Origin of the sequence: Modestobacter sp. VKM Ac-2982 (assembly GCF_026967935.1) — a bacterium.
In the GTDB taxonomy this organism is placed as follows: Bacteria; Actinomycetota; Actinomycetes; order Mycobacteriales; family Geodermatophilaceae; genus Modestobacter.
Map to the genome: position 1 here is coordinate 213,777 of NZ_JAPVBL010000003.1, position 21,404 is coordinate 235,180.

At 74.4% G+C, this 21,404-nt stretch carries 15 protein-coding genes and 1 pseudogene; 8 read left to right on the forward strand and 8 right to left on the reverse strand.

Annotation, left to right across the window (positions count from 1 at the left end; translation table 11 throughout):
* Positions 1–22 precede the first annotated feature (22 nt).
* Positions 23–817 (reverse strand): endonuclease/exonuclease/phosphatase family protein, encoded by a 795-nt coding sequence (locus tag O2W20_RS11685; RefSeq protein WP_269172452.1) that lies wholly within the window; start codon positions 815–817, stop codon positions 23–25.
* Between the two features lie 123 nt (positions 818–940).
* Here O2W20_RS11685 and O2W20_RS11690 point away from each other — a divergent pair, with 123 nt between their 5' ends.
* From O2W20_RS11690 to O2W20_RS11700, 3 genes are all read left to right on the forward strand, one after another.
* Positions 941–1,831 (forward strand): 1,4-dihydroxy-2-naphthoyl-CoA synthase, encoded by an 891-nt coding sequence (locus O2W20_RS11690; RefSeq protein WP_269159499.1) that lies wholly within the window; start codon positions 941–943, stop codon positions 1,829–1,831.
* Positions 1,832–1,846: 15 nt separating this feature from the next.
* On the forward strand, positions 1,847–2,179 hold the full coding sequence (locus O2W20_RS11695) for a hypothetical protein (RefSeq protein ID WP_269172451.1): 333 nt from the start codon (positions 1,847–1,849) through the stop codon (positions 2,177–2,179).
* An 82-nt stretch (positions 2,180–2,261) separates the two neighbouring features.
* A complete protein-coding gene (locus tag O2W20_RS11700) occupies positions 2,262–2,888 on the forward strand; it encodes a TetR-like C-terminal domain-containing protein (RefSeq protein ID WP_269172450.1) in 627 nt (208 codons plus the stop codon).
* A gap of 4 nt (positions 2,889–2,892) precedes the next feature.
* On the opposite strand, the gene O2W20_RS11705 is transcribed toward O2W20_RS11700, so the two are convergent.
* Positions 2,893–3,564, reverse strand: a complete 672-nt coding sequence (locus O2W20_RS11705) for a TetR/AcrR family transcriptional regulator (protein ID WP_269172449.1) — start codon at positions 3,562–3,564, stop codon at positions 2,893–2,895.
* Between the two features lie 152 nt (positions 3,565–3,716).
* Here O2W20_RS11705 and O2W20_RS11710 point away from each other — a divergent pair, with 152 nt between their 5' ends.
* Positions 3,717–4,823, forward strand: coding sequence for an NDMA-dependent alcohol dehydrogenase (locus tag O2W20_RS11710; RefSeq protein ID WP_269172448.1), 1,107 nt, complete (start codon positions 3,717–3,719; stop codon positions 4,821–4,823).
* Between the two features lie 78 nt (positions 4,824–4,901).
* Entirely contained in the window at positions 4,902–5,567 is a 666-nt protein-coding gene (locus tag O2W20_RS11715) for an HAD family hydrolase (protein ID WP_269172447.1), read from the forward strand.
* A gap of 67 nt (positions 5,568–5,634) precedes the next feature.
* On the opposite strand, the gene O2W20_RS11720 is transcribed toward O2W20_RS11715, so the two are convergent.
* The 4 genes from O2W20_RS11720 to O2W20_RS11735 form a co-directional block, all read right to left on the reverse strand.
* Positions 5,635–6,627, reverse strand: a complete 993-nt coding sequence (locus tag O2W20_RS11720; RefSeq protein WP_269172446.1) for a glucosyl-3-phosphoglycerate synthase — start codon at positions 6,625–6,627, stop codon at positions 5,635–5,637.
* A 133-nt stretch (positions 6,628–6,760) separates the two neighbouring features.
* On the reverse strand, positions 6,761–7,609 hold the full coding sequence (locus tag O2W20_RS11725; RefSeq protein ID WP_269172445.1) for an MBL fold metallo-hydrolase: 849 nt from the start codon (positions 7,607–7,609) through the stop codon (positions 6,761–6,763).
* 34 nt (positions 7,610–7,643) lie between these two features.
* A complete protein-coding gene (locus O2W20_RS11730; RefSeq protein ID WP_269172444.1) occupies positions 7,644–10,271 on the reverse strand; it encodes a diguanylate cyclase domain-containing protein in 2,628 nt (875 codons plus the stop codon).
* Positions 10,268–12,916, reverse strand: a complete 2,649-nt coding sequence (locus O2W20_RS11735) for a putative bifunctional diguanylate cyclase/phosphodiesterase (RefSeq protein WP_269172443.1) — start codon at positions 12,914–12,916, stop codon at positions 10,268–10,270. The genes O2W20_RS11730 and O2W20_RS11735 overlap by 4 nt, the downstream gene beginning before the upstream one ends.
* Positions 12,917–13,438: 522 nt before the next feature.
* On the opposite strand from O2W20_RS11735, the pseudogene fdh reads away from it, so the two are divergent.
* The 3 genes and pseudogenes from fdh (at position 13,439) to nrfD (ending at position 19,113) form a co-directional block, all read left to right on the forward strand.
* Positions 13,439–16,798: pseudogene (gene fdh / locus O2W20_RS11740) on the forward strand (formate dehydrogenase).
* A 31-nt stretch (positions 16,799–16,829) separates the two neighbouring features.
* Entirely contained in the window at positions 16,830–17,966 is a 1,137-nt protein-coding gene (locus O2W20_RS11745) for a 4Fe-4S dicluster domain-containing protein (RefSeq protein ID WP_269172442.1), read from the forward strand.
* A gap of 46 nt (positions 17,967–18,012) precedes the next feature.
* Positions 18,013–19,113, forward strand: a complete 1,101-nt coding sequence (nrfD, locus tag O2W20_RS11750; RefSeq protein WP_269172441.1) for an NrfD/PsrC family molybdoenzyme membrane anchor subunit — start codon at positions 18,013–18,015, stop codon at positions 19,111–19,113.
* Between the two features lie 120 nt (positions 19,114–19,233).
* Here nrfD and O2W20_RS11755 read toward each other — a convergent pair whose 3' ends face one another.
* Positions 19,234–20,598: a hypothetical protein gene (locus tag O2W20_RS11755; RefSeq protein WP_269172440.1), complete on the reverse strand. Its 1,365-nt coding sequence runs from the start codon at positions 20,596–20,598 to the stop codon at positions 19,234–19,236.
* Positions 20,599–20,811: 213 nt separating this feature from the next.
* A complete protein-coding gene (locus O2W20_RS11760; protein ID WP_269172439.1) occupies positions 20,812–21,372 on the reverse strand; it encodes a diguanylate cyclase domain-containing protein in 561 nt (186 codons plus the stop codon).
* Positions 21,373–21,404: the final 32 nt, after the last annotated feature.

Genomic DNA, 21,404 nt, shown 5'->3' on the forward strand with positions numbered 1-21,404 from the left:
CGGCCATCCGTGCGGCGGGCGCTCAGCCGACGGTGACGGTGACGGTGACCAGCCGGTGGTCGCCGAGCGGCAGCTGTCGGACCTCGGGGCGCTGCGGGTCCAGGCCGGCCGGGCCGAGGACGTGGTCGAACTGCACCCGGGGGGCCGGCGCGGGGTAGCTGAGCTCGCGGACCAGCCGCGGCGCGCCGAACACCCGGGCCGGCAGCGGACCGACGAGGTTCAGGTCGCCGGCCAGCACGACCGGGCCGGGCAGCTGGGCGCACCACCGGCGCAGCCGGGTCAGCTGGCGCAACGCGGTGTGCGGCGCGAACGAGAGGTGGGTGCAGACGACGGTGCAGTGCTCCAGCTCGGCCGCGATCGCCAGCCGCGGCTCGTCCGGGAACCACCACCGGCGCAGCTGCCCGGTGTGCGGATCGGTGGCCCGCAGCGGGAGCCTCGCCCGCCCGGCGCCCAGCGCGAGCACCGACCAGCGCTGCACGGGCAGTCGGCTGACCAACGCGATCCCGTAGTGCGGACCGGTCAACGTCTCCCACGATCCGCGCAGCACCGGCGGGTCGACCGGCGTCCAGCTGCGGAAGGGGTCGGGAGTGCCGGCGACGGCCGCGGCGAACCGCCAGTCGGCGGCGCCCAGCCCGGCGGCCACCTCGGCCGGCTGGTCGACACCGTGCGAGCGCGGCTGGCCGACGTCCACCTCCTGGACGGCGAGGACGTCGGCGTCCACCCCGGCGACCGCGGCCCGCAGCCCGGCGGCGTCGAGCGAGCGCCCGGCGCCGTCCCGGCCGGAGGCGAGGTTCAGCGTCCCGACCCGGAGTTCCATGCCGCCATCAGACCAGTCCGGTGGCACTTGTGCTCTGCTCACTCGTGGTGAGCAGAGCACCAGGCGCCGGGGGGCACCTGGTCGGCGAGGCGGGGGCAGGGCCGGGCAGCTAGGTTCGGGCTCGTGAGTGCCCGCGCCGACGTCTCCGAGATCTTCGACCCCACCGCCTGGCGGCCGGTCGAGGGCTTCGAGCAGCTGACCGACGTCACCTACCACCGTGCCGTCGACGCCGGGGTCGTGCGGATCGCGCTCGACCGGCCCGAGGTGCGCAACGCCTTCCGCCCGCAGACGGTCGACCAGTTGCTCGCCGTCTTCGAGCACGCCCGGCTGGCCACCGACGTCGGCTGCGTGCTGCTGACCGGCAACGGCCCGAGCGAGAAGGACGGCGGCTGGGCGTTCTGCTCCGGCGGTGACCAGCGGGTGCGCGGCAAGTACGGCTACGAGGCCGGCGACGGCGCGAACGGGCGGCTGCACATCCTGGAGGTGCAGCGGCTCATCCGGTTCATGCCGAAGGTCGTCGTCTGCGTCGTCCCGGGCTGGGCGGCCGGTGGTGGGCACAGCCTGCACGTGGTCGCCGACCTCACCCTGGCCAGCGCCGAGCACGCCCGGTTCAAGCAGACCGACGCCGACGTCGGCAGCTTCGACGGCGGGTTCGGCTCGGCCTACCTGGCCCGCCAGGTCGGGCAGAAGTTCGCCCGGGAGGTCTTCTTCCTCGGCGAGGAGTACTCGGCCGAGGAGGCCCACCGGATGGGCATGGTCAACCGGGTCGTGCCGCACGCCGAGCTGGAGGCCACCGCACTCGACTGGGGACGCCGGATCGTGGCCAAGAGCCCGACCGCCCAGCGGATGCTCAAGTACTCGTTCAACCTGATCGACGACGGGCTGGTCGGTCAGCAGCTGTTCGCCGGGGAGACCACCCGGCTGGCCTACATGGCCGAGGAGGCCGTGGAGGGCCGGGACTCGTTCCTGGAGAAGCGCCCGGCCGACTTCTCCCGCTTCCCATGGCACGCCTGACAGAGGAGGACACGGATGATCGTCGAGGTGATCGGTGGCGCCGACGAGGTGCCCGAGGTGCGGGTGGCCGACGTCGACGACCTGGCCCGGCTGCACCTGGCCGTGGGTGCGCTGACCGACGAGGACGTCGACCGGGCGTTGCGCGACGCGGGCATGGGCCGGCTGACCGACGGCGACACCGCGCTGCTGGACGTCTCGGCCCTGCGCGCCGCGGCCGGTGCCCGGGCGACCGCCGACGACTGGGCGCAGGGCTTCGACCGGATGGTGGAGCAGGCCGTCGAGAAGGGCTGGACCGCGGACGACGGAGCCAGCCTGCAGGTGCACGTGGAGCCCGCCGCGTCGGCCTGAGACCGGTGCGCCGCCAGTGTGATCTCGATGTGGAATGCCTCGGTTGTTGTGGTCACTCCACTTTTGTGGGCACGATTGCACGGTGACGACGACCGAACGGCCTCCGCGACCCGCCGGCGCACGCCCTCCGGGCCGTCCGCTGTCCTCGGAGCTGTCCGACCAACTGGTGGCCGTGGCGGTGGAGATCCTCGCCGACGAGGGCTGGGGCAGGCTCAACAGCGACCGCGTCGCCGCGCGTGCCCGAGCCGGCAAGGCCGGCATCTACCGGCGGTGGCCGACGATGGCCGCGCTCGCGCGGCACGCCCTGAGCACCGCACCGCTGGTGGAGCTGCCCGCCGACTCCGGGTCGCTGCGCGGCGACCTCTGCGAGCTGCTGGTCCGCTGGACCCGGCCGCTGGACCGGGCAGAGCGCGCGGCGGCGAGCCTGATGGGGGCGGCGCGGCACGACGACGACCTGCGCGCCGGTCTGGAGGAGGCGCTGGTGCGCCCGCTGGCCGGTGTGGTGCGGGAGATCTCGGCGCGGGAGGCCACCCGCGGGCGTGAGCTGTCGCAGCAACAGGTCGCGCTGCTCGGCTCGGTGGTGCAGGCGCTCTGGTGGCAGCGCTACACGGCGTTCGCTTCCGTGGTGATGAGCACCCCGCAGGTCGAGCAGCTGGTCACCGACGTGCTGCTGCCGATCCTCGGCCCCGAGCAGCTGCCGGGGGGCTGAGCCCTCAGTCGATCCGCACGTCCAGCTGGCGGGCGAGCCGGCGCACCCCGTCCTCCAGCATGGCCAGCGTGGCGACCGTGGTCGCGTGCTCCGGTCCGTGCGCCTCGCCGGCCTCCGCGCCGAGCACCTGCCGGCGGTGTGCGAGCACCAGCACCCGGCCGGCCACGAGGAACAGACCGGCCGCCAGGCGACTCAGCACGTCGACCGCTGCGCCGTCCGGCTGTCCCGATGCCGACAGAGCCGTCGCGAGGGCCGAGGCCACCCGACCGCCGGCTTGCTCGACCAGCGTGCGCTCGCGTTCCTGCAGGCTGGGTGTCCGCGCCAGGGCCTCCAGGTAGTGGCGGCTCTCCGGCCGGGCCTCCTGCTCCAGCAGCTGGTGGAGGTCCCGCTCCAGGTAGCTGCGCAGGGCGGCGAGCGGACCGGTGCCGTCCGGTCGGGCTGCGACGGCGGCGGCGACCCCCTCGACCCACGGCGTCCGGCCGTCGAAGAACAGTGCTTCCTTGCTCTCGAAGTGGTTGAAGACGGTCTGCACCGCGACGTCGGCGGCGGTGGCGACGTCGGCGATGGTCACCGCGCAGAAGTCGCGCTCGGCGAACAGGCGCTGCGCCGCCGCGCGGATCTCCGCCCGGGTCTGCGCCTTCCGGCGTTCCCGGCGCCCCCCTGCCGCCGTGTCCACGGTGGCCAATGTAGAGCGCAACTCGCCGTGTCCATGCCCGTGTGCGCCGGTCAGTGCCTTGCCGCGTCGGCTCTGGGTGGTGGCACTGGGTGCCACTCGGTGCCGGACCCCTTAGCGTGGGCCCCGTCACGAACGAGGCGGGGAGACGGTGGATGAAGACGCACGGTGCGGTGCTGCGGGGTCCCGGCGACTGGGAGGTCGCGGAGCTGGAGCTGGTCGACCCCGGCCCGGGGCAGGTGCTGGTGGAGATGGCCTACGCGGGCCTGTGCCACTCCGACGAGCACCTGCGGTTCGAGAGCCAGCGCTACCCGATCGTCGGCGGGCACGAGGGCGCCGGCGTCGTCCAGGCCGTCGGGGCCGGCGTCACCAGCGTGCGGCCCGGTGACCACGTGGTCACCTCGTTCCTCCCGGCCTGCGGCCACTGCCGCTGGTGCGCCACCGGCCGGTCGAACCTCTGCGACCTCGGCGCGACCATCGGCACCGGTCAGCTGCCCGGCGGGACGTGGCCGTTCCGGCTGGACGGCGAGGAGCTCGGCGGCTTCTGCATGGTCGGCGCCTTCGCCCAGCACTCGGTGCTCTCGGAGTTCTCCTGCGTCAAGATCGAGCCGCACCTGCCGCTGGACGTCGCCGCGCTGATGGCCTGCAGCGTCCCGACCGGCTGGGGGTCCGCGGTGAACGCCGGGCCGGTGCGCCAGGGGGACGTCGTGGTGGTCGTCGGCACCGGTGGGGTCGGCTGCAACGCGGTGCAGGGTGCGGCGATGGCCGGCGCGGGGGCCGTCGTCGCCGTCGACCCGGTGGCCTTCCGCCGCGAGTTCGCCCAGACCCTGGGGGCCACTCACGCGGTCGCCAGCACCGAGGAGGCGGCGGGCCTGGCGAAGCAGCTGTCCCGCGGCACCGGGGCGGACGTCGTCATCCTGGCCACCGGCACGACCAGCCCGGAGATCACCGGCGGCGCCTACCGCTGCCTGGGCAAGGGCGGCACGCTGGTGCTCACCGGCCTGGCCGACCACACGATGGAGACGACGGTCGCGCTGCCCGGCAACATCACCACCGTCTACGAGCAGCGGGTCCAGGGCGCGCTGTACGGGATGTGCAACGCCTACCAGGACATCCCGCGGCTGCTGCGGCTCTACGAGGACGGCGCGCTCGAGGTCGAGTCGCTGATCACGAAGCGCTACTCGCTCGACGAGGTCAACCAGGGCTACCAGGACCAGCGCGACGGCACGGTCATCCGCGGCGTCCTCCAGCACCAGCACTGACCCACCCGTGAGCCACCAAAATGGCCATTTTGGTGGCTCAGGGGGTGATCGTCCGGGCGGCTGGGCAGGGCATCGGGCATGGCTGAACCCACGATCGCCGTCATGGACGTCGACGGCACCCTCGTCGACTCGAACTACCAGCACGCCCTGGCCTGGTACCGGGCGCTCCGCTCGCTGGGGGAGACCTTCCCCGTCTGGCGCATCCACCGCCTGATCGGCATGGGCGGGGACCAGCTGGTCGCGGCCCTCGGCGGGGAGGAGGTCGAGCGGCGGATCGGCGACGAGGCCCGGGACAGGTGGGTGGCCGAGGTCGACCCGCTCATCGACGAGATCGCCCCGCTGCCCGGCGCCCGTGACCTGCTGGTGGCCATCAAGGAGCGTGGGCACCGGCTGGTGCTGGCCAGCTCGGGGAAGCCGAAGCACGTGGAGGTGTTCCTCGACCTCCTCGACGCCCGGGACCTGGCCGACGCGGTCACCTCCAGCGGCGACGTGGAGTCGTCCAAGCCGGAGCCGGACCTGCTGAAGGTGGCCCGGCAGATGCTGGGGGCCGCCGACGAGACCAGCAGCGTGATGGTCGGCGACTCCGTGTGGGACGTCGTGGCGGCGAAGAACGCCGGGATGCCGGCGATCGTCGTCCGCTCCGGTGGCTTCGGGGACGACGAGCTGCGCGACGCCGGTGCCGTCGGGATCTACGACACCCCCGGCGACCTCGCGGCAGCACTCGACGACACCCCGCTCGCCTAGCTCTTCCGGCCCCGCTGCAGGGGCCCGCCGCGAGCGTGCGAGCGGTGGGGGGCAGCGGGGTCCTTCATCAGCCGACGACGCCGGCCCGGAGCGAGGCGTACTCGTCGACGGCGCACATCGACGGCCGCTCGTCGACGGCGACGGTGTGGCTCTTCGGCACGAAGCCGCGGCCGTCGTGGGCGAACTGGGTGAGCAGCCCGCCGGGCTCCAGGCGGCGCCGGTCCGGCCGGCCCCGCTCGGCGCGGGACAGCACGGTGGAGACGATCTGGCCGGCCATCGTGCCCAGCGCCTCGTCGGTCTGGTGGGAGTGGGTGCGGGTGCCGAGGTCGACCTGGGCCAGCCCGTTGAGGCCGCAGACCTGTAGCAGGTCGACCAGCAGCCCGACCTCCACGCCGTAGCCGGAGACGAACGGCACCTGCTCCAGCGCCGAGCGCCGGCCGGCGTACTCGCCGCCCAGTGGCTGCACGAACCCGGCCAGCTCGGGCCAGAGCGCGTTCAGCAGCGGCCGGGCGGTGAGCTCGGTGACCCGGCCGCCGCCGGCCGGGCGGTGCTCGCCGTCCACGGACAGCGGGCGGGTGTAGCAGCCCTTGACGTACTCGACGCGCGGGTCGGTGAGCAGCGGCACGAGCAGCCCGGGCACGTAGTGGCTGACGTCGCCCAGCAGGTCGGAGTCGATGAAGACGATGAGGTCGCCGGTGGTGGCCGCCAGCGACTTCCACAGCGCCTCGCCCTTGCCCGGGCGGTCGCCCTGCATCGGCAGGACGTCACCCGCCGCGACGACCTCGGCGCCGGCCGCCCGGGCGACCTCGGCGGTCGCGTCGGTGGAGTGGGAGTCGATGACGAGGAGCTCGTCGATGAGGGGCACGCCCTCGACCCAGCGCTCGACCAGGTCGCGGACCAGGACCCCGACGGTGGCCTCTTCGTTCCGCGCCGGCAGGACGACGCTGATCCGGTGTCCGCCGCGGCGCTTGGCCAGCAGCAGGGCGTCGACGTCGATCTCGGCCAGCGAGGTGGCCGACGTGGTGCGGTGCTCGAACCAGGCGCGGGCGTCAGGTCGCATCGGCCCACTGTCGAGCACCACACCCACCTCCGGCACGTCGGCGGGGCGTCGTTCACATGAACTTCACGTTCCCCCTGGATCCCAGCCTGACTGCTGCCCGGGGACCCGGCAACTCACACAGGAGTGGCGGGTCTCACGGGCCGAGCGGCTGCGATCGGTCGTCCGCGCCGGCGGGGTCGGTGCCCAGGGCGGGCAGCGCGACCGTGGCCCCGGGGGCGGTCAGGGCCACCGCCGTGGCCGAGCCGGCGGCGGCCACCGCGGCCGCGAAGTCGCGGGGTGGTTCGACGAGCAGCGCCCGCATCCGGGCCCGCCAGGGGGTGGGCAGCGAGGTCAGGCCGACGACGGCGAAGGTGCCCCAGTGCACCGGGACGGCGACCCGCGGGCGGAGCAGCGCCACGGCCCGGGCCGCACCCGCCGGGTCCAGGTGGCCGGGGCCGAGCGAGGGGCCCCAGCCCCACACCGGCAGGAGGGCGACGTCCACGCCGTCCTGGCCGAGCTCGGCCATCCCGGGGAAGAGGTCGGTGTCGCCGGCGGCGTAGACGGTGACGCCGTCCCCGGAGAGCAGGTGCCCGACCGCCGGGGCGTGCGGGCCGTGGGTGAGGAGCGGGCCCCAACGGTGGGCGGCGTGGTCGGCGGGGGTGGCGGTGACGGTGAGGCCGCCGTCGGTGAGGCTCGCGCCGGCGCCGAGCTCGGTGACGTCGGTGAAGCCGTGCCGGGTGAGCCACCGGCCGGCACCGCGGGGCACCACGATCGGCGTGCTGCGGCCCAGCCGGCGCAGTGAGGGCAGGTGCAGGTGGTCGCTGTGCAGGTGCGAGACGACCACGAGGTCGACGCCGGCCCAGGCCTCCGGCGCCAGCCGCGGGACCACCCGCCGCAGCGGGCCCAGCCGGTGGGTGAGCAGCGGGTCGGTGAGCACCGTGCGGCCCGCCAGCTCGAGCCGGACGGTGGAGTGGCCCAGGAAGCGCAGGGACGGCGCGGTCACCGGGTCAGTGTCGCGCCGACCACCCGCCCGGGCATCACACCCCGGCGCGTGGTCGCGGCAGCGGCACGGGGGCGGGCAGGGGTGCGACCACCGCGGGACCGGGGTGGTGCAGCAGGGCGGCCACCTCTGCGGCCGTCAGGCCGCTCGGCAGCACCGGGCCGGAGACGGCGACCACGCCCTGCACGCGCAGCTCGTGGAGCAGCTCCCGGGAGGTGATGTCCTTGACCACGGTGGACACCTCGAAGTCGCGGGCGCTGCGGCCGATCGCGCCCAGCAGCTCCAGCGTCCGGTCCTGGTTGCCGCCGGCCGACAGGTTCCGGACGTCGACCATGACCATCTCCAGGGGCAGGCGGGCGAGCTGCGACCACAGGGTGGAGCCCATGCCGTAGTCGTCCAGCCCGAGCCGGACGCCGGTCCGGTGGACCGCGTGCAGCGCCGGGATGAGCGCGGCGGAGGAGGTCTGCAGCACCTCCTCGGTGACGACGAGGGTGAGCCGGGGCGGCGTCAGGTCGGCCGCGGCCAGCGCCACGGCGACCTCGCCGGGCAGCTCGTCGGCGTGCACGAGCCCCGCGGGCAGATCGACGGCGACGAGCAGCTGGTCGTCGAGGGCGGCCACGTCGCCGCAGGCCCGGGTGAGGAGCCACTGCTGCAGGGCGGCGGTGCAGCCCTGCCGCTCGGCTGCGGCCCACAGCTCGGCGGCGGGGAGCGTGCCGAGCTCGGGGTGCACCCAGACCGGCTGGGCGTGCAGCGCGGCGAGGATGCCGGTGTCGCCGTTGGCGATGGTGTCGAAGCGGAGCTGGACCTCCCCGTCGGCCAGGGCGGTGGCGAGCGAGCTGCTGGCCGCGGCCTGCGCCACCCGGTCCTCGGTGTGCAGCCGCCAGCAGCCCTTGCCGGCCTTCTTGGCGGCGCCGAGGGCGGCGTCGGCCTGGCGGAAGGCGAGCTGGCCGCCCCCGGGGTGCACCCGGCAGAGGCCCACGCTGGCGCCGACGGTGAAGGTGCGGTCGCCGATCCGGCAGGGCCGGGCGAGCACGTCGACCACCCGCTGGGCGGCCTCGACGGCCGCCTCCTCGTCGCCGGCCAGCAGCACGGCGAACTCGTCGCCGCCCAGGCGGGCGACCAGGTCGTCGGCGCGCAGCAGGCCCTGCAGCCGCCGGGCCACCTCGACCAGCAGCAGGTCGCCGGCCTCGTGGCCGGCGGAGTCGTTGACCGCCTTGAACCCGTCGAGGTCCAGCACCAGCAGCGAGCGCTCGCCGGTGGTCGCCGACGCGGCGGCCATCTCCTGGAACAGCAGCGCGCGGTTGGGCAGCCGGGTGAGGTGGTCGGTGAACGCCATCCGCTCCAGCTCCCGCTCGCGGCGTCGCCGGGTGGTCACGTCCCGCAGGTGGAGCACCCGCCGGCCGCTGCCGGGGCGCTCGTGGTGGCTGACCTCCAGCTCCCGTCGCTCGCCCTCGGCGCCGTGCAGCCGCAGGTGCACCACGGGGGCGGCGCCATCGGTCGCTGCGGTCAGCTCGCGGCGGACCCGGGCGCGGTCCTCCTCGTGCAGCAGGTCCAGCAGCGGCGGGTGCGGGTCGGCCGCGGCGGCGATCCCGAGCAGGGTCCGGGCCGCAGGGGAGGTGAACTCGAGGCGGAGGTCGGCGTCGACGATCGCCACGCCGTCCGAGCTGGCCTCGACCAGGCCGCGGAAGTCCTCCTCGCTGCGGAGCAGGTCCTCCTCGATGCGGTCGCTGTCCCGGATCCGCATGAACAGCCGCACCAGCAGGAGCAGGACAACGACGGCGGTGCAGGCGAGCGCGCCGTCGGGGACGCGCAGGTCCAGCAGCAGGGCGGTCACCAGGGTGACCGGCACCCCGACCAGCGCCAGGACGTCGATGACCACGCCCGCGGAGTTCACGGTCGGGGCGGAGCCGGCGGGCGTGAGTCGGGCCGGGACGGCAGCAGCCAGCTGGACGGCGTGCACGCCGGTGACCAGCGCGCCGGCGATCGCGACGTCGGCCCCCGCGGACCACGGTCCGGTCGGCTGCACGAGGTGCACGGCCAGCAACGCCGAGGCCAGCCCCAGCAGAGCGGTCATCAGGATCATCGCGGTCGCCGGACGCCGGAGGGCTGCGGCCGACACCGTGCACAGGGCTCCGACGACGCCCACGGTCACCGCCGGGTAGACGCCGTAGGCGACCACGAGCGGCTGCAGGGCGGGGGCGACCGCCCCCGGGGTCAGCGCCGGGGCCAGAACCAGGACGTCGGCGACGACGACGAGGGCGAAGCTCACCATCACGCCGTCGATCACCAGGACCGGCCAGCGGGTGCCGCGGACCCGCCCGCCGATCAGCGCGGAGCTCAGCATCGGGCCCAGCCCGGCGACGAGGACCAGCACCCCCACGCCGAACCGGCCCTGCGGGCCGCCGATGCCCAGCCCGGTCACCAGGCTGGCACCGGCGAAGAGCAGGGAGCTGACGCCCAGCAGCTGCCAGGGCCGCCGGTCGCGGCGGGTCATCCGCCGGGTGAGCCGGGCGCAGCGCCAGGCCGCCCAGGCCCCGACCGCGGTCAGCACCAGGTTGTCCCACTGCGGCAGTGCACCGGGCGGGCTGGCCGGCACCGTGAGGCCCAGCGCGACCAGCGCGCCGAGCAGCACCAGTGCCAGGTGCGGACGCCGGGCCCCGGTCACGTCGCCGGCCCGTCGTTCCCGGCCCGGAGCAGGCTGGGCAGGCCCGCTGCCGAGGTGGGCACGGGCACCCCGCCGAGCCCGGGGAGCTGGGTGGTCAGCACGGAGCGGTCCAGCGGGCGGGCCAGCAGGTAGCCCTGGATGAACCGGTGGCCCATGTCGCGGAGCAGCTGCAGCTCGATCGCCGTCTCGACGCCCTCCACCACCACGACCAGGCCCAGGCTGGTGCCCAGGTGCAGCACGGAGCTGCACAGCGCCCGGCGCTGCGGGTCGGTCTCGACGTCGGCGAGGAACTGCCGGTCCATCTTCAGCACGTCGATCGGCAGGCCGACGAGGTAGGCCAGCGAGGACCAGCCGGTGCCGAAGTCGTCGACGGCGATCCGGACGCCCAGCCGCCGCAGGGCCGCCAGGTCGTCGGTCACGTGCTCGTCGTCCAGCAGCACCGACTCGGTGATCTCCAGGACCAGCCGGGAGGCGGCCAGCCCGCTGGTCTCCAGTGCGTGCAGCACGTCGGCGACCAGCTCGCCGCTGCGCACGTGCCGCGCCGAGACGTTGACCGCCACCCCGAGGTCCGGATGGGGGAGCGCGGCGACGGTGGCGGTGGCCTCGGCCAGCACCCACCGGCCCAGTTCGGTGATCAGGGCGGACTCCTCGGCCAGCGGCACGAACTCCGCCGGGGACACCTCGCCGTAGGTGGGGTGCCGCCAGCGCAGCAGCGCCTCGACCGAGACGGTCCGGTGCAGCGCCAGGTCGACGACGGGCTGGTACACCAGCCGCAGCTGGCCCTCGGCGAGGGCCCGGTGCAGGTCGGTGCGGAGCGTCTCCTCACGCTGCTGGGTGATCCGGAGCGCGTCGGAGTGCCGGCGGACCCGGCCGGGGCCGGCGGCGCGGGCGCTGCGCAGCGCCAGGTCGCCCCAGCGCAACGCCTCCCCGGCGTCCGCGTCGGCGTCCAGGGACGTGACGCCGGCGGCGGCGGTCAGCCGCAGCGTGCCGCTGCCGGTGGCCACCGGCTCGACGGCGGCGACCAGCCGGCCGGCGATGACCTCGGCGTCGGCCACCGTGCCGGAGACGAGGACGGCGAACTCGCTCGCCCCGGAGCGGGCCAGCCAGTCGTCGCCGCGCAGCGCCCGGGCGAACCGGGTGGTCAGTTCACGGAGCACCGGGACGTCGTCGCCCGCGGGCAGCCCGTCGACGCCCAGCACGACCAGCGAGGCGCTGCCGGCCGAGGGCGTGCGGAAGGCGGCGGCGAGCCGCTGGGTCAGCGCCGAGCGGTTGGGCAGACCGGTCGTCGGGTCGCTCGTGCTGAAGGTCGGCAGGGGGTCGGCCGGCTGCCGGGCGCTCGCGCTGACGTCGCGGCAGTAGAGGACCAGGGCGCCCACGTCGGGGTCGCCGCGCAGGTCGCGGACCTGGGACTGGATCAGCAGCCAGCGGCCGTCCAGGTGCCGCACCCGCGCCGTCCGGGTCTTGGTCTCCGAGGGGTCGACGGAGGTGGCGCTCAGCGCGGCGACCAGGCCGGGGGCGTCGTCGGGGTGGACGGCGGCGGCGATCGAGTGACCGACGATGCGCTGCGGGTCCAGGCCGAGCAGTGCGGTGATGGCTGGGGAGACCCACTGCACCTGCAGCTGGTCGTCGAGGATCAGCACCGGGTCGGCGCTGCCGCGGACCAGCGTGCGGAAGTAGGCCTCGCTGCGCTGTAGGTCGCTGGTGAGCCGCTGCTGGGTGCGCCAGGACACCACCTGGTGGGCCAGCAGGGCGCCCAGCCCGAGCGCGCCGAGCGTCGTCCCGAAGATGGTCAGGGTGCCGGTGACGGGGACGCTGAGCAGCAGCAGCAGGCCGCCGGCCAGCGCGGTGGCGTGCGGCAGCAGCGCACCGAGGGTGGAGCCGGCCGCGTTCCCGCGGTCGGCGGTGGGCCGCGGCCGGTCGGCGCGGCAGGCGACCACGAGGAGGCCCATGCCCAGGACGCTCAGGGCGCAGGCCAGGTACTGGACCGGGCCCGGCCCGGAGGCGATCGAGGAGCAGGCGCCGGCCAGTGCGGTGGCGACCTGCGAGGCGAAGAGCAGCCAGCCGACGGGGCGCTGGGCGGCCGGGCAGATCGCGATGAACACCAGGGAGAAGCCGGTGCCGACGGCGATGCTGGACAGCAGGGCGAACAGCGCGACCGTCTGGGACAGGGAGAGGAGCCCCTCCCGGCCGATGGTCAGGTGGTACAGCGTGTGCACGGTCAGCAGGTCGGCGAGCACGAAGAGGACCAGCATCGTGGCGACCTGGGCCCGTGCGGCCCGCAGTGAGGCACGGTCGAGCATCCGGAGGATCGCGACGACCACCAGCAGGTGACCGGGGAGGCTGCCCAGGGCGGTCTGCCCCCAGGGCAGCACCGCCCCCGCGGCCAGCGCACCGAGGGCGCTGACGCCCACCGAGACGGCGTACCAACGCCAGCCGGCCGGGTGGGCGCTGTGCCGCCCGGCGTGGGCGAGCAGGACCAGGACACCGGCGACGGCCAGGAAGTTCACCGTCACGGCGACGGTGACCGAGGCCGGGGCGGGCAGCAGGCCGGCGGACAGGGTCGCGAGGGCGGCGAGGACGGCGAGGACCAGTGGCCGGGTCAGCGTGCGGACGGCGGCCGGGCCACCCCGCGTCGGAGCGGCCATGGCCCGCGTGGGTGCGGTGAGGGCTCCGGAGGTCACGGGTCAGTTGTCGGGACCCGGACCTCCGGACTGCAGAGGTGGCGGGGGCCACTCACCCGAAGGGGCGGGGGACCTCCTGCTCAGTGGCGCGGGTTCACCAGCGCAGGGGCTGGGTCGCCCGGGAGTCCGCGGTGCGGCAGACCCGGCAGTGACCCCAGGTGACGATCCGCAGCGGGCTGCTGGGCTCGCCGCACTCGGGGCACTCGACCATCGCCTCGGCGCCGGCGGGAGCCCCGGCGAGCTGCTGGGCGCCGCCCGGGTGGACGGCCGGGTCGCCGGCGCAGGGGCAGCTGAGGTCAGCTTCTGGGCAGCGTGCGTGGTCGGTTGCGATGGGGCGCCTCCTGGTGTCACCGATCACGCTACTCAGCTGCACCAGCCCCTGCCCCCGTGCGCCGGGTCGTCCGTCCGGGCGCGGGGGGCGGGGAGCCGCCGCAGCGGCCCGGCCGGGCGCGACCCGCCGGAGGGCTGAACGCGCGGCAGGCGGATCTGGGTGGCAAGCTCGACGGGGTGAAGACGTGGCTGGATGCATGGCCGGTGTTCCGGCAGCTGACGGGTCCTGACCCGCTGGGGCGCGGCAAGGCCGCCCGCAGCAAGGCGACCGAGCAGGTGGTGAGCCGCACGGCCACCGCAGATCGCGTGGTGCAGTCGGTCTGCCCCTACTGCGCGGTGGGCTGCGGCCAGCGCGTGTTCGTCAAGGACGAGCAGGTCGTGCAGATCGAGGGCGACCCCGACTCGCCGATCAGCCGCGGCCGGCTCTGCCCCAAGGGCAGCGCGAGCAAGCAGCTGGTGACCAGCCCGAGCCGGGTGACCACGGTCAAGTACCGCCGTCCGCACGGGACGGAGTGGGAGGACCTGGACCTCGACACGGCGATGGACATGATCGCCGACCGCGTCCTTGACGCCCGCCGCAAAGGCTGGCAGGACGAGGTGGACGGCCACGCCGTCAACCGCACGCTGGGGATAGCGAGCCTCGGAGGGGCGACCCTCGACAACGAGGAGAACTACCTCATGAAGAAGCTCTACAGCGCCATGGGCGCGATCCAGATCGAGAACCAGGCCCGCATATAGCACTCCGCGACGGTCCCCGGTCTGGGGACCTCGTTCGGTCGTGGCGGCGCCACGAACTTCCAGCAGGACCTGGTGAACTCCGATTGCATCGTGATCGAGGGTTCGAACATGGCCGAGTGCCACCCGGTCGGCTTCCAGTGGGTCATGGAGGCCAAGGCGCGGGGCGCGAAGGTCATCCACATCGACCCGCGGTTCACCCGCACCAGCGCGCTGGCCGACCTGCACGTCCCGCTGCGTGCCGGCACCGACATCGCGTTCCTCGGTGGGCTGATCAAGTACGTCCTGGACAACGACCTGGACTTCCGCGAGTACGTCGTCGCCTACACCAACGCGGCGGCGATCCTGCGTGAGGACTTCCAGGACACCGAGGACCTCGACGGCCTGTTCTCCGGCTTCGACCCCGAGACCGGGCAGTACGACGAGACGACCTGGCAGTACGAGGGCGTGAACGTGCCCTCCTCGGCCGGCCAGCGCTCGCCGAGCCAGCCGGGCGGGTCGGCCTTCCGTCAGGACGAGGAGGACCGGCCCGACGACGCCGCGGACGACGGCACCGACGACGAGACCGAGGGCGTCAAGGAGTCCGACCAGCAGCAGGGTGCCCAGGGCTCGGCCGACATCCACGGCAAGCCGAAGCGGGACGAGACGCTGCAGCACCCGCGCTGCGTCTTCCAGGTGCTCAAGCGGCACTACGCCCGCTACACCCCCGAGATGGTCGCCGACATCTGCGGCATCGAACCCGAGGTGTTCCTCAAGGTCGCCGAGTGGGTCACCGCCAACAGCAACCGCGAGCGGACGACGGCGTGGGTGTACTCGGTGGGCTGGACGCACCACACGGTGGGCGTGCAGTACATCCGGACGGCGTCGGTCCTGCAGGCGCTGCTGGGCAACATGGGCCGCCCGGGTGGCGGGATCCTGGCGCTGCGCGGGCACGCGAGCATCCAGGGCTCCACCGACATCCCGACGCTGTTCAACATCCTGCCCGGCTACATCCCGATGCCCCACGCCCAGCAGCACACCGACCTGGACAGCTTCTGCGCCTCCAGCGACGACCGGGTGGGCTTCTGGGGCAACATGCGCTCCTACTCGGTGAGCCTGCTGAAGTCCTGGTGGGGCGACGCGGCGCAGCCGGAGAACGACTTCGCGTTCGACTACCTGCCCCGGCTGACCGGTGACCACGGCACCTACACCACGGTCGCCGACATGATCCAGGGCAACGTGCCCGGCTACTTCCTCGTCGGGGAGAACCCGGCGGTGGGCAGCGCCAACGGGCGGATGCAGCGCTTCGGCCTGGCCAACCTCGAGTGGCTGGTCGTCCGTGACCTGCAGATGATCGAGTCGGCGACGTTCTGGAAGACGGCCCCGGAGATCGAGACCGGTGAGCTGGTCACCGAGGACATCGCCACCGAGGTCTTCTTCATGCCCGCGGCCACGCACGTGGAGAAGGAGGGCACCTTCACCCAGACGCAGCGGCTGCTGCAGTGGCGGCACAAGGCGGTCGAGCCGCCGGCCGACTGCCGCAGCGACCTGTGGTTCTACTTCCACCTGGGCCGCAGGCTGCGGGAGAAGCTGGCCGGGTCCACCGACCCGCGGGACCGCCCGCTGCTGGACCTCACCTGGGACTACCCGACGCACGGGGAGACCGAGGAGCCCAGCGCGGACGCGGTGCTCCGGGAGATCAACGGCTACGACGCCGACGGCGAGATGCTCTCGACGTACCTGGACATGAAGGACGACGGGTCGACCAGCGGTGGCTGCTGGATCTACACCGGCGTCTACGCCGACGGGGTCAACCAGGCGGCCCGGCGCAAGCCCGGCCGGGAGCAGGACTGGGTGGCCGCGGAGTGGGGCTGGGCCTGGCCGTCGAACCGGCGCACGCTGTACAACCGCGCCTCGGCCGACCCGGACGGCAAGCCGTGGAGCGAGCGCAAGGCCTACATCTGGTGGGACGAGGAGGCAGGTGAGGACGGAGCCGGCCGCTGGGTCGGTCATGACGTCCCCGACTTCGAGGCGACCAAGCGGCCGGACTACGTGCCGCCGGAGGGCGCGACCGCGCAGGCCGGACTGGGCGGTGCCGACCCGTTCGTCATGCAGGCCGACGGCAAGGCCTGGCTGTACGTGCCGGCGGGGCTCGCCGACGGCCCGATGCCGGCGCACTACGAGCCGGCCGAGTCGCCGGTGGAGAACGCGCTGTACGGCCAGCAGGCCAACCCGGGCCGGGAGGAGATCCAGGCTGCGTACAACCGGGGCAACCCGCCGCGCAGCACGGTCTACCCCTACGCGATGACCACCTACCGGCTCACCGAGCACCACACCGCCGGCGGGATGAGCCGCACGCTGCCCTACTTGTCGGAGCTCCAGCCGGAGTTCTTCGTGGAGGTCAGCCCGCAGCTGGCGCAGGAGCGCAACCTGGAGCACGGCGGCTGGGCGACGTTGATCAGCGCCCGGACGGCGATCGAGGCCCGCGTCCTGGTCACCGAGCGGATCCGGCCGATGAAGCTCAAGGGCGGCCAGCTCGTCGAGCAGATCGGCATCCCGTACCACTGGGGTGAGCAGGGGCTGTCCACCGGCGACTCCGGCAACGACCTGTTCGGTGTCGTGATGGACCCGAACGTGCACATCCAGGAGACGAAGGTCGCCACCTGCGACATCCAGCCCGGGCGGCGTCCGCGCGGCAAGGCGCTGGTGCAGTACGTGGAGGACTACCGGATCCGGGCGGGCGTGCAGTCGGGCCTGGTCCCCAGCGGCGGCCGGGCACCGATCGAGGAGGGGACGAGCTGATGCAGCGCGACCCGATGGAAGAGGAGCGCTCGTGACGACCGTCAGCTCGGCGAGCCCGGCGCTCACCGGCAACGACCCGGCCAACCGGCTCTACGGCCCGCTGCCCGACGTGAGCGGGGAGGCCGGTTACGCCGAGGACCACCCCGCGCGGGTGGGCTTCTTCACCGACACGTCGGTCTGCATCGGCTGCAAGGCCTGCGAGGTCGCCTGCAAGGAGTGGAACACGCTCCCGATGGACGACGCGGACGGCAACCGCGACGTCATGGCGATGACCGGGATGTCCTACGACAACACCGGGATGCTGGGGGCCAACTCCTGGCGGCACGTGGCGTTCGTCGAGCAGAGCCGGGCCGTCGACCTGCCGATGCCCGGGATCGGGCTGCCCGGGGCCGGTGCCGAGGGCGCCGGCGCACCCGCGGCGGGCTGCGGGAGCGGCGGAGGCGGCTGTGGGAGTGGTGGAGCCCCGGGCGACGCGCACGCCACGTCGCACGGCGGCAACGCCGACGGCGGGCTGACCGCGCAGTCCAGCGTGCTCAACGCCGAGGCGCTCAGCGAGTTCGACCCGCAGACCGGTCACTCGGCCGACCGGGAGATCCGCTGGCTGATGTCCTCCGACGTGTGCAAGCACTGCACGCACGCCGGCTGCCTGGACGTCTGCCCGACCGGGGCGCTGTTCCGCACCGAGTTCGGCACCGTGGTCGTGCAGGGCGACATCTGCAACGGCTGCGGCTACTGCGTGCCGGCCTGCCCCTACGGCGTCATCGACCAGCGCAAGGACGACGGCCGGGTCTTCAAGTGCACGATGTGCTACGACCGGCTCACCGACGGGCTGCAGCCGGCCTGCGCCACCGCCTGCCCGACCCAGTCGATCCAGTTCGGCGACCTCGACGAGCTCCAGGCCCGGGCCGACGCCCGGCTGGCCACGCTCAAGGAGCAGGGCGTCGAGACCGCCCGGCTCTACGGGCGCGACGAGGACGACGGCGTCGGCGGGGCGGGGGCCTTCTTCCTGCTGCTCGACGAGCCGGAGGTCTACGGGCTCCCGCCGGACCCGATCGTCACCACCCGGGACCTGCCGTCGATGTGGAAGCACGCCATCGGCGGGGCCGCCATGGTGGTCGGCTTCGCGCTCTCGGCCGTGCTGGGCTCACGCAAGGGGCTCGGGCGATGACCCTCCCCGAAGCACCAAAATGGCCATTTTGGTGGGAGGAGCAGCTGTGACCGAGGGACTGGTGACGCCGGGCGCCGGCTGGCGGCGGGCCGACGGCCCGCCGGCGCAGGTGCGGGAGAAGAAGCGGCGCAAGGGCGGCCGTCGCGGCGGTGGCCGCGACGGTGACCCGACCGTCGACGAGGCGGAGTTCACCTCCTACTACGGCCGGCCGATCATCAAGCCGCCGGTGTGGAAGACCCCGGACGTGCCGCTCTACCTGTTCCTCGGTGGCGCCGCGGGCTCGTCGGCGGTGCTCGGTGCGATCGCCGACGTGACCGGTCGCCCGGCACTGACCCGGGCGGCGCACTACACGGCCGGCGGTGGGGCGCTGGCCTCGGTCGTCTGGCTGATCCACGACCTGGGCCGGCCGGCGCGGTTCCTGCACATGCTGCGGGTGATCAAGCCGACGTCGCCGCTGTCGGTGGGGTCCTACATCCTGGCGCCGTTCAGTGCCCTGACCGCGGTCACCGCCGGCATCCAGCTGCTGGAGGCCTTCCCCGGCCTGCAGAAGTTCGGGCTGTCGCGGATCGCCGGGTGGTTCCCCGGGTTGCGGAAGGTCGTGGGCACCACCTCGGCCGTCTTCGGTGGCCCGATGACCACCTACACGGCGGTGCTGCTGGCCAACACCGCCGTGCCGTCGTGGCACGAGCCGTACAAGGAGCTGCCGTTCGTCTTCGCCGGCTCCGGGATGGCCGCCGGCGGTGGCATCTGCATGGCGTTCACCCCGGTCGCCGAGGCGGGGCCGGCCCGGAAGATGGCCGTTGCCGGCGCGGCGGTCGAGCTGGCCGCGATGCACAAGGTCGAGCACGACCACGGCATCGTCGGCGAGCCGTACCAGCTGGGCAAGGCCGGGAAGATGATGAAGGCCGCGAAGGCCTGTACCGCCACCGGCGCCGGGCTCACCGTGGTGGCCGGCCGCACCCGGGTCGGTGCCGCCGTCTCCGGTGCACTGCTGGCGGCCGGTTCGCTGCTGACCCGGTTCGGCGTCTTCGAGGCCGGCATGGCCAGCGCCCGCGACCCGAAGTACACGGTCGTGCCACAGCGGGCCCGGATGGCCGCCCGCGAAGAACAGAAGCGCCAGGACGAGGCCAGCACCATCACCCGCTGAGCACCCGCACCACCCGAACTGCCCCGTACCGCCGACGCCGGTGGTACGGGGCAGTTCGCTGTCCCGTCCCTGACGGCGGGTGACCAGGGGTGGGCACGCGCCCGCCGGCCGGTCGAGTGCCTAGGGCTCGACCGGAGCTCCCGACGGCGTCACCGGCGATGAGGCGTCGTCGGCCACCGTGTCGTCCAGCTCCGTCGGGGTCGGCTCCGTCGGCCCGACCGGATCGGTCGGGCTGGGAGTCGGCGTGGGCTCCGTCGGGGTCGGCTCGGGCTCGGTGGGGGTGGGCTCCGGGGTGGGGGTCGGTTCCGGCGTGGGCGTGGGAGTCGGCTCCGGGGTGGGCGTGGGGGTCGGCTCCGGGATGGGAGTCGGGGTGGGCTCCGGGTCGGTCGGGGTCGGCGTCGGGGTGGGGCGCGACACCGTGGGGTCGGCCGGGTCGGCCGGGTCAGCCGGGTCGGCGGGGTCCGTCGGCGTCGGCGCGGTGGTGCGGGTGCCCCCGCCGGACCCGGCGTCACTCGCCGGCGGCTGGTCATCGGTCACGGTGGCAGGTGGCACGGTCGACGGCTCGCTGGTCGAACTGCCCGTCGAGGTCGCAGGTGCGGTGTCGGTCCGGTCCGGCTCGTCCGTGGACGTGCCGGGCCGAGACTCCGTGGCGTCCTCCGGAGACCGGTCGCGGGTGTCCGTCTGCACGGGATCGGCCGTGGGCGCCTCCCAGCCGGGGATGACGACAGGGGTGGCGAGCCCGGAGATCGCGGCCCCCTGGTTGAGGGCGTCCCAGGTCGCCGGGACCTGGTCGGGATTGGCGGCCAGCTGGGCGGCAAGCGGGTCGCTGAACCCGAGACTGCTGCTGGAGCGGGCCAGGACCGGTGCGAGCGCGATGGCCGAGAGTGCGGTGAGGGCGAGCAGGCGCTGTGGGACGCGGCCGTGCAGGCCCGACCGATGGGCCCCTCTCCGGGTCCACGCCGACCCGATGCGGCGTGCCGGACCGGTGGGCACTCCTCCCGCGCCGAGGTGCCTGGCCGGTCGGGATGGCTGGCGGGACGCCGCTGGGACGGCGACGGTGACGTGCCGCCGTGCACCTGCGGCGAGGAGGGCGCGGTCGGCGGTCCGCCGGGTCCCGCAGCACGCGCCCGCCGCCGCGCCGGTCACGCGGGGGAGGGGCGACCGGCTCGACGTGCTCGGCCGGCGTCGCGAGACGTGCCGCGCCTGCAGGGGGATCCGGTGGACCGGACCGCGGACCAGGCGGGCCGTGCCGGCTGCGGTGGTCAGCCGGTGCCGGGTGGTGGCGACACCCGGCCGGCCGGCCGGCGGACGGGAGGCGGGCCGGCGGCGCAGCCCCAGCTGACGGCCCCCGGCGCGGTGGGCGTGCGCGGCGCGGGGCAGCTCGTAGCAGTGGTCCGGTGGCACGTTCGCGACGACGACGTGGAAGACGGCAGCAGCCAGCAGGCCCAGCACGGGCCAGGCGACCAGCAGCCACCACCACGCCACGGAGTTCCCCCGTCTCGGCCGCTCTGCCCATGCGGCAGGGTCCCGCTGCCAAGGTTCGCTCGCACGGACCCTCCCGTCAATCGCGCGTCTCACCAGGTGAGGGATCCGTACGTGGAGCTGCCCCGCGCCGCCGGGACACGGCGGCACGGGGCAGGCCTGGAGGCGGCGACGAGGGCCTCGCGGCCACCCCGCCGCTGCGGCGGACGCGCGGGGTCAGCGGCGGCTGCCGCGGTAGCGGATGACCCGGCCGCCGCCGATGCTGCGCGCCGCGGTGAGGCAGAGGGTGGCCCGGCGGTGCACCTCGCTGGACGAGGTGTCCGGCGCGAGTTCGGCGATCCCGGCGCAGGCGGTGACGCCGGGGAGGCCGGCGCCGGCGACGACCTCGAGCAGCCGGTCGGCGGCGGTCTCGGCGTCGTGTTCGGCCGCGCCCAGCAGCACGGCGAACTCGGCGGGCCCGGAGCGGGCCAGCCAGTCGTCGCCACGGACGTTCGCCGACAGTGCCGCAGCGACCTGGTCGAGGTGGCTGCCCGGCAGGGGCCAGCCGGTGTCCCGCCGGAGCAGCCCGACCAGCACGAGCGTCGCCGGGGAGACCCCGGACGCTGCCGCCTGCTCGGCCATCCGGAGCAGCAGGGTGGCTCGGGGCGGCAGCAGGGTGACGGCGGCGGTGGCCTGGAGGTCGGGCGGGGCCCCGACCTCGTCGGCGACCGGGGTGGCGGCGATCGGCATGGCGGTGATGTCGTCGTCCGGGACGGCGCGGTTGAGGTCCTCGGCCACCGGGTGCCCCGTTGGAGGGAACGGCCGCTGCT

Bases quoted from the DNA above. Each gene is read 5' to 3' on its own strand.
- O2W20_RS11685 (WP_269172452.1), bottom strand. From the start codon at position 817: ATGGAACTCCGGGTCGGGACGCTGAACCTCGCCTCCGGCCGGGACGGC.
- O2W20_RS11715 (WP_269172447.1), top strand. From the start codon at position 4,902: ATGGCTGAACCCACGATCGCCGTCATGGACGTCGACGGCACCCTCGTC.
- O2W20_RS11720 (WP_269172446.1), bottom strand. From the start codon at position 6,627: ATGCGACCTGACGCCCGCGCCTGGTTCGAGCACCGCACCACGTCGGCC.
- O2W20_RS11695 (WP_269172451.1), top strand. From the start codon at position 1,847: ATGATCGTCGAGGTGATCGGTGGCGCCGACGAGGTGCCCGAGGTGCGG.
- O2W20_RS11735 (WP_269172443.1), bottom strand. From the start codon at position 12,916: ATGGCCGCTCCGACGCGGGGTGGCCCGGCCGCCGTCCGCACGCTGACC.
- O2W20_RS11710 (WP_269172448.1), top strand. From the start codon at position 3,717: ATGAAGACGCACGGTGCGGTGCTGCGGGGTCCCGGCGACTGGGAGGTC.